The organism is Phenylobacterium sp. (assembly GCF_036723115.1).
Lineage (GTDB): Bacteria > Pseudomonadota > Alphaproteobacteria > Caulobacterales > Caulobacteraceae > Phenylobacterium.
The window spans coordinates 22281-33591 of record NZ_DAIMHV010000005.1; the positions used below are offsets into that span (position 1 = coordinate 22281).

Annotated in this window: 10 protein-coding genes; 2 read left to right on the plus strand and 8 right to left on the minus strand. The window is 71.2% G+C overall.

Annotated features, from left to right (window positions below):
- Positions 1-31 precede the first annotated feature (31 nt).
- Genes V7D28_RS01275 through rfbC form a run of 3 tightly spaced genes read right to left on the minus strand, consistent with a single transcriptional unit; the run spans position 32 to position 2315 of the window.
- The gene (locus V7D28_RS01275) at positions 32-850 is read right to left on the minus strand and encodes a crotonase/enoyl-CoA hydratase family protein (RefSeq protein ID WP_333585540.1); all 819 of its coding nucleotides are present in this window, start codon (positions 848-850) and stop codon (positions 32-34) included.
- Between the two features lie 59 nt (positions 851-909).
- On the minus strand, positions 910-1758 hold the full coding sequence (locus tag V7D28_RS01280; RefSeq protein ID WP_333585541.1) for an acyl-CoA thioesterase: 849 nt from the start codon (positions 1756-1758) through the stop codon (positions 910-912).
- Complete coding sequence (rfbC, locus tag V7D28_RS01285; RefSeq protein ID WP_333585542.1) at positions 1758-2315, minus strand: dTDP-4-dehydrorhamnose 3,5-epimerase; 558 nt, start codon at positions 2313-2315, stop codon at positions 1758-1760. Before rfbC ends, V7D28_RS01280 begins: the two co-directional genes overlap by 1 nt.
- Positions 2316-2351: 36 nt before the next feature.
- Between rfbC and V7D28_RS01290 the strand changes: the two genes are divergently transcribed.
- A complete protein-coding gene (locus tag V7D28_RS01290; protein WP_333585543.1) occupies positions 2352-3389 on the plus strand; it encodes a glycosyltransferase family 2 protein in 1038 nt (345 codons plus the stop codon).
- Here the strand turns inward: V7D28_RS01290 and argE are convergent.
- Positions 3349-4533 carry an acetylornithine deacetylase gene (gene argE / locus V7D28_RS01295; RefSeq protein ID WP_333585544.1) on the minus strand — a complete coding sequence of 395 codons (1185 nt, stop codon included), beginning with the start codon at positions 4531-4533 and terminating at the stop codon, positions 3349-3351. The two genes, V7D28_RS01290 and argE, sit on opposite strands and share 41 nt — an antisense overlap.
- Positions 4534-4702: 169 nt before the next feature.
- On the opposite strand from argE, the gene V7D28_RS01300 reads away from it, so the two are divergent.
- A complete protein-coding gene (locus V7D28_RS01300) occupies positions 4703-6442 on the plus strand; it encodes an ATP-binding protein (protein WP_333585545.1) in 1740 nt (579 codons plus the stop codon).
- 3 nt (positions 6443-6445) lie between these two features.
- Here V7D28_RS01300 and V7D28_RS01305 read toward each other — a convergent pair whose 3' ends face one another.
- The 4 genes from V7D28_RS01305 to V7D28_RS01320 form a co-directional block, all read right to left on the minus strand.
- Positions 6446-6943, minus strand: a complete 498-nt coding sequence (locus V7D28_RS01305; RefSeq protein ID WP_442957884.1) for an FKBP-type peptidyl-prolyl cis-trans isomerase — start codon at positions 6941-6943, stop codon at positions 6446-6448.
- A gap of 23 nt (positions 6944-6966) precedes the next feature.
- The gene (locus V7D28_RS01310; protein WP_333585547.1) at positions 6967-8175 is read right to left on the minus strand and encodes a threonine ammonia-lyase; all 1209 of its coding nucleotides are present in this window, start codon (positions 8173-8175) and stop codon (positions 6967-6969) included.
- A gap of 82 nt (positions 8176-8257) precedes the next feature.
- Positions 8258-9367, minus strand: coding sequence for a GNAT family N-acetyltransferase (locus tag V7D28_RS01315; protein ID WP_333585548.1), 1110 nt, complete (start codon positions 9365-9367; stop codon positions 8258-8260).
- A 99-nt stretch (positions 9368-9466) separates the two neighbouring features.
- The gene (locus V7D28_RS01320) at positions 9467-11305 is read right to left on the minus strand and encodes an ABC transporter ATP-binding protein (protein WP_333585549.1); all 1839 of its coding nucleotides are present in this window, start codon (positions 11303-11305) and stop codon (positions 9467-9469) included.
- Positions 11306-11311: the final 6 nt, after the last annotated feature.

An 11311-nucleotide genomic window follows, 5' to 3' on the forward strand; every position in this document is an offset into this window, starting at 1 on the left:
GGCCCTGTCGCCGGAGCCCCTGCGGGCGGCCTTAATCGGCATAGACGGCGGGGCGCTTCTCCACATTGGACATCACCGCCTCCTTCTGGTTCGGCGTGCCGATCACCGCCCCCTGCTCGGCGCTCTCGGCCAGCAGGATCTGGTGCTGGTCGACCGGGGTTTCGGCGAGCTCAATGAGCCGCTTGGCGCCCCGGATGGCGTCGGGGCTCTTGCCGGCGATCTCGTGGGCGAGCGCCAGGGCCTCGGCCCGGGGATCGGCGCAGACCCGGGTGGCGAAGCCCAGGCGCAGGGCCTCCTCGCCATCGAAGATGCGCCCCGAATAGGTCAGCTCGCGGATGACGTCGCCGCGAGCCAGGTGACGCATGAGCACCAGCCCGCCCATGTCGGGCACCAGCCCCCACTTGATCTCCATCACCGCCATGCGGGCGTCGGGGGTGACGAAGCGCATGTCCGGGGCCAGGGCCAGCTGGAAACCGCCGCCGAAGGCCACGCCGTGGATGGCGGCGATCACCGGCACGGGCTGTTCGCGCCAGACCATGACGGCATGCTGGGCGCGGTTGGAGCCGCCGGGCGTCCGCTGCGGGGTCAGCAGGGACGGGCCATCGGCGGTGTTGGGGCGGCGCTCGCCCGAGGCCATGGCCGCGAACGAGCCCATGTCCAGCCCGGCGCAGAAGGCCCGACCCTCGCCGGAAAGCACCACCGCCCGGACGCCCGGCGTGGTCTTCAGCGCCTCGCCGGTCTCGATCAGGGCCGAGAACATGGCGTCGTCCAGGGCGTTCATCTTGTCGGTGCGCACCAGGCGCACATCGGCCACCCCGCCCGAGATCTCCACCTTGACCCGATCGCTCATCTCCGTCCTCCCGTCTGGCCCGGCTGCGCGCCGGTGTTCGGGGCGAAGACTGTCACGGATCAACCGCCGGGGCGATGGCGGATGAGCGCCTCCTGGGCGGCCGAGGCCACCAGCCGGCCCTGGCGATCGAAGATGGAACCGCGGTTGAAGCCCCGTCCGCCAGACGCCGAGGGGCTGTCCTCCACATACAGATGCCAGTCGGAGAAGTCGCTGGGCCGGTGGAACCACAGGGCGTGGTCCAGGCTCGCCACCTGCAGTTCGCCGTGGGGGACAGGATGGGGCCGCAGGCTGGCGTCCAGCAGGCTCATGTCCGAGCCATAGGCCAGGGCGCACTGATTGACCGCCACGTCGGGTCCCACCGACTGGCGGGCCTTGAACCAGACATTGTAGAGCGGGGCCATCGGCTCGGTCTGGCCATGGCGCTGGGGATCGATGGGGCGCACCTCCACCGGCCACTCCCGGTCGCGGGGGGGCAGGCCGTCGGCCTCGCGCAGCTGCTCCTCGTTGAGCAGCGCCTCCGGCGGCGGGACGTCGGGGGCGCGGTCCTGATGCTCGAAGCCGGCCTCCGGGACCTGGAAGGAGGCGGCGAGATTGAAGATCTGCTTGCCGTTCTGGATGGCCACCACCCGGCGCACCGAAAAGGTGCCGCCGTCCCGCGCCCGGTCCACCTGGAAGAGGATGGGAACGGAGGGATCGCCCGGCCGGATGAAATAGGCGTGCATGGAGTGGCAGAGCCGCCCCTCGATGGTGCGATAGGCCGCCGTCAGCGCCTGGGCCACCACCTGGCCGCCATAGATGCGACGGCCGTCCCGGGCCGGGGTGAAGCCGCGATAGAGGTCCAGGTCGATCGGCTCAAGATTGAGGATCTCCACCAGTTCGTTGTCGGTTTCTGGGGTCGGGCGGGTCATCAGAAGCGGGCCTCCGGCATGTCCTTCAGGCGGGGCAGGACCTTGTCCTTGTCCGAGGTGACGGCCTCTTCGGCGGCCACCGGCCAGTCGATGGCCAGGTCTGGATCGTTCCACAGCACGCCGCCCTCGCACTCGGGGGCGTAGAGACCGTCCACCTTGTAGAAAAGCTCGGTGTCGTCGCTGAGCGTGCAATAGCCGTGGGCGAAGCCCCGGGGCACGAAGAGCTGCTCGCCCCGCTCGGCGGTGAGCCTCGCCCCCACCCAGGCGCCGAAGGTGGCCGAGCCCGGACGCACATCCACCGCCACGTCATAGATGGCGCCCTTAAGCACCCGCACCAGCTTGGCCTGGGGATGGGGGCCGGTCTGGAAGTGCAGGCCGCGCACCGTGCCCTTGCGGGCGTTGAAGGCCTGGTTGTCCTGCAGGAAGTCGCAGTCGAGACCGGCCGCCCCCAGGGTCCTGCGGCTCCAGGTCTCGGAGAACCAGCCCCGCGCATCGCCATGGCGCTTGGGCGTGATAAGCAGGACCTCAGGCAGGGCGAGGGGGGTGATTTCGGTCATGGAACTCGTCGTGGAACTTTGGAACGAGGCCCCCGCATGAACGAGGCGTCCGGCGATGGCAAGGCGCCCCCCGCGCTCAGCGTGGTCATCGTCGCCTATAACAGCGCCGCCAGCCTGCCCGCCTGCGTCCAGGCCCTGGCCGCCCAGACCTGGCGCGACTTCGAGCTGATCATCGTGGACAACGCCTCGCCCCAGGGGGAGGCCCAGGCCTGCGCCGCGGCCCACCCCTTCGCCCGGCTGGTGGAGGCCGGCGCGAATCTGGGCTTCGCCGCCGGGGTCAATCTGGGCGCGCGCACCGCCCTGGGGCGCTGGCTGGTGCTGCTCAATCCTGACGCCTATCCCGATCCCGACTGGCTGGAGGCGCTCGCGGGCGCCGCGGCGCGACATCCCAAGGTGGCCTCCTTCACCTCCCGCCAGGTGATGGCCGCCGACCGGCGCCTGCTGGACGGACTGGGAGATGTGATGTCGGCGCCGGCCATCCCCTACCGCGGCGGCTATCTCAACCCCGATCCGGGCGACACCGCCGAGGGCGAGGTCTTCTCCCCCTGCGGGGCGGCCATGATGGTGGACCGGCGGTTGTTCCTGACCCTGGGCGGGCTGGACGAGAGCTTCTTCTGCTATTGCGAGGATGTGGACTTCGGCTACCGCCTCCAACTGGCCGGTGAGCCCACCCTGCTGGTCCCCTCCGCCGTGGTGGCGCATGAGGGCTCGGCCACCTCCGGCGGACCCAAGTCGCAGTTCGCCGTCTTCCACGGGGTCCGCAACCGGTTCTGGGTGCTGATCAAGGACACCCCGGGGCTGTGGCTGCCGCTGGTCCTGCCCCTGCACCTGCTGGCGGTGGGCGTCATCGCCACCCGCAAGGAAGGCCGGCTGCAGGCGGCCATCACCTGGAAGGCCCTGAAGGCCGCCCTGGCGGGCCTGGGTCCGGTCTGGCGCGCCCGGCGTCAGGTGCAGGCTGGCCGGCGCGTGGGCGCGCTCGCCCTGGCCCGCCGCTGGACCTGGAATCCCCAGGACCTGCGGGGCCGCCGCCCGGTCATTCGCCCCTTGCGGCCCAGTCGACGAGGCGGCTCATAAAGGCCCCGCCCCGCTCCATCTGCGAAACCTCGACGAACTCATCGGGCTGATGGGCCTGGTCGATGGAGCCGGGGCCGCAGATCACGGTGGAGAATCCGGCCTCCTGGAACTGGCCCGCCTCGGCGGCGAAGGCCACCACCCGCGCCGGACCATTGTCCCCGGCCAGGCGGCGGGCGAAGGCCTCGGCCGCCCCGTCCTTTTCCGGCGCCAGCGGCGGGGTATGGGAGCGGCGCGTCACCGCCACCCCGGTGTGGGGGAACCGCGACTTCATGGCCAGGTCCGCCTGGCGCGCGGCCTCGAAGAAGGGTTCCAGCACCGCCATGGGGTCGAGCCCCGGCGGGCTGCGCAGGTCGAACAGGAAGACGCACTCCCGCGCGAGGATGTTCACCGCCGTGCCGCCCTGGACCTGGCCCACCGTGAGCGTGGCGTGGCCCGGCGTGAAGGGCGAGGCGGGATCGGCCTCCCGCTCCAGCCGCTCGGCCAGGTCGCACAGGACGCCCATCAGCCGGATGGCGACCATGTTGGCCGACAGGCCCAGCTGGGTCTGGCTGGAATGGGCCTCGTGTCCGGTGACCACGACGCGGAAGGTGGTGATGCCCTTGTGGCCGCTCACCGCCTCCATATTGGTGGGCTCGCCCACCACCACCAGGGCCGGGCGCGGCAGTTCGCTGGCGATGACCCTGATCATGTCCGGCGCGCCGAGGCAGCCCACCTCCTCGTCATAGGAGAAGGCCAGGTGCACCGGCTTCTGCGGCCGGGCGGCCGCAAGGTCTGGAACCGCCGCCAGGGCCAGCGCCAGGAAGCCCTTCATATCGCAGGTCCCGCGCCCATAGAGCCGGCCGTCCCGGGGGGTGACCTGAAAGGGGTCGCTGGTCCAGGGCTGGCCGTCCACGGGCACCACGTCGGTGTGGCCCGACAGGACGACGCCGCCGGGGATGGACGGCCCGATCGTGGCCATCAGATTGGCCTTGTCCCCCTCCCCGTTCGGAACCCGCCGGTGGGGCACGCCGTGGGTGTCGAGATAGGCCTCCACCCACGCCACGAGCGCGAGATTGGAGAGGCGCGAGGTGGTGTCGAAGGCCACCAGCCGCTCCAGAATGTCGAGGGCGCGGGCGGTGAGGTCGGGGGCGCTGGAAGGGGACATGGGACCAGCCTAGACCTTGCGACGCGCCGGCTCCAGCGCTCGCCGCCGCACCAATACCCCAGGCGCTCAGGCGCCGCGAAGTTCAGCTTCATTCGCCGTTAAGCGGCGCCGCTTAAGCTTAACACGTCTGAGGGGTAGCGGGCCGCCCGTGCGGCCGGAGTGCGGTGTCATGAGCGTGGGGGCCGAGCCGGGCTTTGTCGAGTTGGCGCGCCTGCGTCAGCGGGACGCCCGGATGATCCTGCCGCTGACCGCCCTGGCCGCCGTGGGCGCCCTGGCCTGGCTGCCCGGTCCCGTCGTCCTGACCTGGTTCGCCGTGAACCTCGCCTTCCGCCTGACGAGCGACCTTGTTTGCCGCGGCCTGTTGAGGCTTCCGGCGCCCGGGCGGCGGCATGAGATCGGGCTGGCGGCTTTCACCTTCGCCGGAACCGCCGCCTACGCCGCCCTGCCGGCCCTGTTCCTCATCCAGGGCGAACCCACCGCGCTGATCGCCGCCATGGCCATGTCGGCCGCCATCGCGCTCAGCGCCGGGTCGGAGCTGACCGCCTCGCGTCCCGTCGCGCTCGCCGCCCTGGGCGCCACGGCCGGCGCCCTGATCACGGGCCTCCTGTTCACCCCCGGCCACGACGGCCTGCCGGCCAGCGCCGCAGCCCTGATCGCGGTGACCGGCATGTTCGCCTATGTGCTGCAGGCGGCTTTCCACCGGGAGGCGGTGGAGCGCAGGCTCGCCCTGGCGCTCAGCCAGGCCCAGGCCCAGGAGGCCAAGGCCGATGCGGCCAACGCCGCCAAGAGCACCTTTCTGGCCACCATGAGCCACGAGATCCGCACCCCCCTGAACGGCGTGCTGGGCATGGCCCAGGTCATGGCCCGCGGCCCCCTCGATCCCATCCAGCAGCAGCGGCTGGAGGTGATCCGCCAGTCGGGCGAGGCCCTCACCGCCCTGCTCAACAATGTGCTGGACATCTCCAAGATCGAGGCCGGCCAGATGGAGCTGGAATCCATCCCCTTCGATCTGGCCGAACTGCTGAGCCATGCGCGCGCGGCCTTCCTGCCCCTGGCCGCGGAGAAGGGCCTGGACCTGAAGCTGGAGGTGGCGGCAGAGGCGCGCGCGACCGTCCAGGGCGACCCCACCCGGCTGCGCCAGGTGGTCTACAATCTCCTGTCCAACGCGGTGAAGTTCACCCCGGCCGGCGAGGTGCGGCTCAGCGCCGGGGCGGGGCCGAGGGGCCTGCGCCTGGTGGTGAGCGACACCGGCCCGGGCCTGGCGCCGGCCGATCAGGCCCGGCTCTTTCAGCGCTTCTCGCAGCTGGACGCCTCCACCACGCGCCGCCATGGCGGCAGCGGCCTTGGCCTGGCCATCGCCCGTCAGCTGTGCTGGCTCATGGGCGGCGATCTGCGCCTGGAAAGCGCGCCCGGCCAGGGGGCGAGCTTCATCGTCGAACTGCCCCTGCACCCTGTGCGCGAGCTCAAGGTCGAGGCTGCGCCCGCGGAGGCCCCTGTCGGCCCCGACCCCGCCGAGGGGGACGCGAGCGCGCCCTTGGCCGCCCTGCGGGTCCTGGCGGCCGAGGATAACCCGATCAATCAGAAGGTTCTGCGCGCCCTGCTGGCGCCCCTGGGCGTCGAGCCGCAGATCGTGGAGGACGGGGCTCAGGCCCTGGAGGCCTGGGCCGCCCAGCCCTGGGACCTGGTGCTCATGGACGTCCGCATGCCGGTGATGGACGGGCTTGAGGCCACGCGGCGGATCCGCGCCCGGGAACAGGCGGAGGGGCTGGCGCCCACGCCGATCATCGGCCTGTCGGCCGACGCCATGGCCCATCAGGTGGAGGCGCTCCTGGCCGCAGGAATGGACGCCCATGTGGCCAAGCCCATCGACGCCGCCCGCCTCTATGGCGTCCTTGAAAAAGTGGTCTGAGCCTCAGCCCTGCTGGACGCGGCCGGGCGCCGGCAGGACGTCGATCAGCTCGATACGGAAGATCAGCACGCTGTCGGGCGGGATCGGCCCCTGGCCGCGCTCGCCATAGCCCATCTCCGGCGGCACGGTGATCAGCCACTCGTCGCCGGGCCGCATGAGCTGGAGCACCTCGATCCAGGCCGGGATCAGGGCCTGCAGGGGCATGGCCGCGGGCACGCCGCGCTCATAGGAAGAATCGAACACCTCTCCGTCCACCAGGCGGCCCTCATAGTGGACCTTGACCTCGTCATGGGGGCCGGGCTTCAGCCCCTCGGCCGGGCCGGAGCGGACGATCTCGTACTGCACGCCCGAAGGCAGGGTGACGACCCCGTCCTTGCGGGCGTTCTTGGCCATGTGGGCCTTGGCCGCCTCCGCGCCTTCGCCGGCCTGCGAGCCGCCGCAGGCCGCAAGGCCGAGCACGAGGGCGAAGGCCAGGGCGGGGCCGAAGATCGGGCGGGTCATCATGGGGCGATCCTGAAGGGAGGTCAGACGGCCCGGGGCGGATAACCCCGCTCGCGCAGGGCGTCCATGATTTCCTGGGTGTGCTGGGCGTCGCGGGTCTCGATCATGATGTCGAACTCCGCCCCCTTGGCCGGCACGTCCAGCGCCAGGCGGTTGTGCGCCACCTCGATGATGTTGGCGCCCATCTGGCCGATGAGGGCCGAGACATTGGCCAGGAGGCCCGGCCGGTCGTCGCCGACGATGCGCAAGGAGACCAGGCGCTGGTCGCGGACCAGTTCGCGGGTGAGCACCGAGGCCAGAAGACGGGTGTCGATATTGCCGCCGGTGATGATCAGACCGGCCTTCTTGCCGCGGAACCGCTCCGGATAGGCCAGCAGGCCTGCGAGCGCGGCGGCGCCGGCGCCCTCGGCCACCGTCTTCTCCACATTGCAATAGAGGGCCACGGCGCGCTCGAAGAAGGGCTCCTCCACCAGGAGGACGTCATCGATCAAGGGACGGGCCACGCTGTAGCTGACATCGCCCACCTGCTTGACCGCGATGCCTTCGGCGATGGTCGCCCCGCCGGTTCCGCCGGCCCCGTTCACCCCGCGCATCCGGGCGGTGAAGGAGGGGTACATGGCTGGCTCCAGCCCCACCACCTGGATGTCGGACTTCAGGTGCTTGGCCGCCGTGGCGCAGCCGGCGATCAGCCCGCCGCCGCCGATGGGGATGGGCAGCACGTCCAGATCAGGGACGTCCTCCAGCATTTCCAGGGCCACCGTGCCCTGGCCGGCCATGACGTCCAGATCGTTGAACGGGTGGACGAAGACCAGGTCGCGGTCCTCGCACACCTTGCGCGCATGGGCCGAGGCGTCGTCATAGCCCTCGCCCTCCAGCACCACCTCGGCGCCGAAGGCGCGGGTCTGCTGCACCTTCACGAAGGGGGTGGACCTGGGCATGACGATGGTCACCGGAATGCCCAGCCGCGCGGCGTGATAGGCCAGGCCCTGGCTGTGATTGCCCGCCGAGGCGGCGATGACCCCGCGGCCCTTTTCGGCGTCGGTCAGCTGCATCAGCTTGTTGAGCGCCCCGCGCTCCTTGTAGGCGGCGGTGAACTGCTGGTTCTCGAACTTCACCCAGACCTCGGCGCCGGTGATGTCCGACAGGGTCTTCGACAGGCGGCAGGGCGTGCGCTCCACATGGCCTTTCAGCCGGTCGGCCGCGGCGCGGATGTCGTCGATGGATAGGCTCATGAGGCGGGGTCTGTCCGGGGAGGCCGCCAGCGGATCGGCGGAAAGGGGCGCAACCTATCCTTCGCCGCCGGGGCGGGCAATGTCAGGCCGAGCGCAGGCCGCGCAGGCGATCCATGCGCCGCATGGCCTTGGCCGGCAGCTGCGACACCCCGCCCAGCGGCAGGGCCTCGGCGGCGTGGCGCAGGCCATAGGCGGCCTGGCGCAGCAGGGTGGCGGGGGAGCGGACCCCGACGAAGCCGTGGGCCACCTCCACCTGGGTGTTGGAAAGCTCGCGCTTGAACCGGTAGTCGCCGGTTCCGAGATCCAGCCGGTGATAGGGCGTGGTCTCCATCCAGCGCAGGATGTCCTGGAAGAGCAGCAGGCCGGGGGAATAGCGCTCGAACTCGGCCTCGTGGGCGATCATCCAGGCGTGGATGGCGCCGCCGCCGCGCAGATGCAGATGAACCGCCGCCAGCCGCCCGCCGATATGCAGGGTGAAGAGCGCCCCGCCGAAGTCCGGATCGCGGCTGGCGAACAGGTCGCGGAACAGGCGCTGGGTCCAGCCCGGCGCGAAGATGTCGAACTGCCCGGTGGCGCGCAGCTGGGCGCGCTTCCACGCCACCAGCTGGTCGAAGTCGGCGCCGGCCCGCGAGAAGGGGGTGAAGACCACCGGCCCGGCCTCGCGCTCGACCTTGCGGCGCTTCTTGTCGCAATCCTTGAGGAGGCCGACGCCGGCGGCGCGGCGCTCGGCGGCATAGGCCTCATAGCCGTGGGCCAGGCTCACCACCTGCGAGCGGTCGGAGCCGCGGCCGAAGGCGGCGAAGGGCTGGGAGGCGGCCAGCATGTGGCAGAAGTCCAGGCGCTGCACCCCCAGGGCGGCCACCAGGTCACGGGCGGAAATCTCCAGCCCCGGCGCGGCCACCAGGCCCTGATAGTCGCAGAGCGGCGCGCCGGCGGGCAGGGCCGTGAGGCCGGCGACCTGGACGGGCAGAAAGGCGACATCGGCCTCGCCCTGGCGGACCACCGCCACACGCACGCCCCGGTCGTCGCCGGCGGCGCGGCCCTGGGCCCGCTCCACCGCCCGCGCCCAGTGGGGCGACAGGAAGGGGCTGTCGAAGTCCGGTCCCTGGGCGGCTTGGAGCGCCGACCACCGGGCGAGCCTGGCCGGCGTCAGGTCCTGGGGACGGACCACCTCGATCTGCAGGCCGGACATGAAGGCGATACTCGACGGGGTTGAGATGGGCCCAACCTACGCCTCAAGAGTTTCCGGCTGGTTGCCAGCCGGCGTCGCACCGAACGCCGGACGCGCGCCTCAGCCGCCGCGGGTGGCCCAGTCGGCGTCGAATTCCGAGACCAGATGGCCCGGCGCCACCTCGCTCAGCTGGGGCACATAGATGGGCGCGGTCGGATCAAGGGTCAGGCGCGAGGGCAGGAAACGCAGGGACGCCCGGGGATCCATGGGGCTGGGCGGCTCGCCGGTAAGCTTGAGGCGCTGGCGGCTGCGCTCCCGGTCCGGATCGGGGATGGGGGCCGCCGACAACAGGGCCTGGGTGTAGGGGTGCTGCGGGTCGGCATAGAGGCGGTCGCGCTCGGCCAGCTCCATGACCCGTCCCAGATAGAGCACCATGACCCGGTGGCTGATCTCGCGCACCACGGCCAGGTCGTGGCTGATGAAGATCATGGCCAGGCCCATCTCCTTCTGCAGCTCGATCAGCAGGTCGATGATCTGGGCGCGGATGGACACGTCCAGGGCCGAGACCGCCTCGTCGCAGATCACCAGGCTGGGCTTCAGGATCATGGCTCGGGCGATGCCCACCCGCTGGTTCTGGCCGCCGGACAGTTCGTGCGGATAGCGGTTGATCAGATCCGGGGCCAGGCCGGCCCGGGCCATCATGGCCGCCACCTCGGCGTCGCGCTCATCGCGGCTGAGGTTCGGTCGGAAGATCTTCAGGGGCTCGGCGATGGAATCGCCGATGGTCATGCGGGGATCGAGGCTGGCCAGGGGATCCTGGAAGACGATCTGCATGTCCTTGCGCGCCGCGCGCAGGGCCTCGCGCTCGGCCTGGGTGATGTCGCGGCCCATGAGGGTCACGGCGCCGTCCGTGGGCTTGATCAGGTTGAGCACGGCCCGCGACAGGGTGGACTTGCCGCACCCGCTCTCGCCCACCACGCCCAGGGTCTCACCCCGACGCACCTGGAAGGAGACCCCGTCCACCGCGCGAAGCTGCCGCTCGCCGCCCAGCAGGCCCTGGCGGATGGGGAACCAGACCCGCATGTCCTTGGCCTCCACCACCACCGGCGCGTCGGCCGGGACCTGTGCGATCATCGGCCGCCCGCCCCGGTCGGCCCGGTCCAGGCGCGGGATCGCATCCAGCAGGTTGCGGGTATAGGCGGTCTTGGGGGCGGAGAAGATGTCCCGCACGGGACCCTCCTCCACGTACTGGCCGTCCTTCATCACGCAGACCCGGTCGGCCAGTCGGGCGATGACCCCCATGTCGTGGGTGATCAGCACCATGGCCGTGCCCGTCTCGCGCCCCAGCTCCGCCATCAGGTCGAGGATCTCGGCCTGCACGGTGACGTCCAGGGCGGTGGTGGGCTCATCAGCGATCAGCAGTTCGGGGCCGCCGGCCATGGCCTGGGCGATCATCACCCGCTGGCGCATGCCCCCCGACAGTTCGTGGGGAAATTGCTTCAGCCGGCGGGCGGCGTCGGGGATGCGGACCTTTTCCAGCCATTCCCTGGCCCGCTTCATGGCCTCTGCGCCCGACAGGCCAAGATGCAGGCGCAAGGGCTCGGCGATCTGCTCGCCGATCTTCACGTGAGGGGTGAGCGCGGTCAGCGGGTCCTGGAAGATCATGGTCATCTTCGAGCCGCGGATGCGGTTCAGCGCCCGCGGCTTCAGGCCCAGGATCTCCTCGCCCTGGAACCGGACGGAGCCCGTGGCCCGGCCGTTCTGGGCCAGCAGACCCATGACCGTCATGAAGGTCTGGCTCTTGCCCGAGCCGCTCTCCCCCACCACGCCCAGGGTCTCGCCCCGGGCCACCTGCAGGCTGACCCCGCGCACGGCGGCCACCGGCCCGTCATGGGTGTCGAAGGTGACCTTCAGATCGTCGATCGCCAGGACGGGGGCGGCGGCTGGGGAAAGGGTCAAGGGCGA

What these genes read in the sequence shown, in the direction of transcription:
- V7D28_RS01310 (WP_333585547.1), bottom strand. Translation starts at nt 8,175, where the DNA reads ATGAGCCTATCCATCGACGACATCCGCGCCGCGGCCGACCGGCTGAAA.
- V7D28_RS01290 (WP_333585543.1), top strand. Translation starts at nt 2,352, where the DNA reads ATGAACGAGGCGTCCGGCGATGGCAAGGCGCCCCCCGCGCTCAGCGTG.
- V7D28_RS01315 (WP_333585548.1), bottom strand. Translation starts at nt 9,367, where the DNA reads ATGTCCGGCCTGCAGATCGAGGTGGTCCGTCCCCAGGACCTGACGCCG.
- rfbC (WP_333585542.1), bottom strand. Translation starts at nt 2,315, where the DNA reads ATGACCGAAATCACCCCCCTCGCCCTGCCTGAGGTCCTGCTTATCACG.
- argE (WP_333585544.1), bottom strand. Translation starts at nt 4,533, where the DNA reads ATGTCCCCTTCCAGCGCCCCCGACCTCACCGCCCGCGCCCTCGACATT.
- V7D28_RS01305 (WP_442957884.1), bottom strand. Translation starts at nt 6,943, where the DNA reads ATGACCCGCCCGATCTTCGGCCCCGCCCTGGCCTTCGCCCTCGTGCTC.
- V7D28_RS01280 (WP_333585541.1), bottom strand. Translation starts at nt 1,758, where the DNA reads ATGACCCGCCCGACCCCAGAAACCGACAACGAACTGGTGGAGATCCTC.
- V7D28_RS01300 (WP_333585545.1), top strand. Translation starts at nt 4,703, where the DNA reads ATGAGCGTGGGGGCCGAGCCGGGCTTTGTCGAGTTGGCGCGCCTGCGT.
- V7D28_RS01275 (WP_333585540.1), bottom strand. Translation starts at nt 850, where the DNA reads ATGAGCGATCGGGTCAAGGTGGAGATCTCGGGCGGGGTGGCCGATGTG.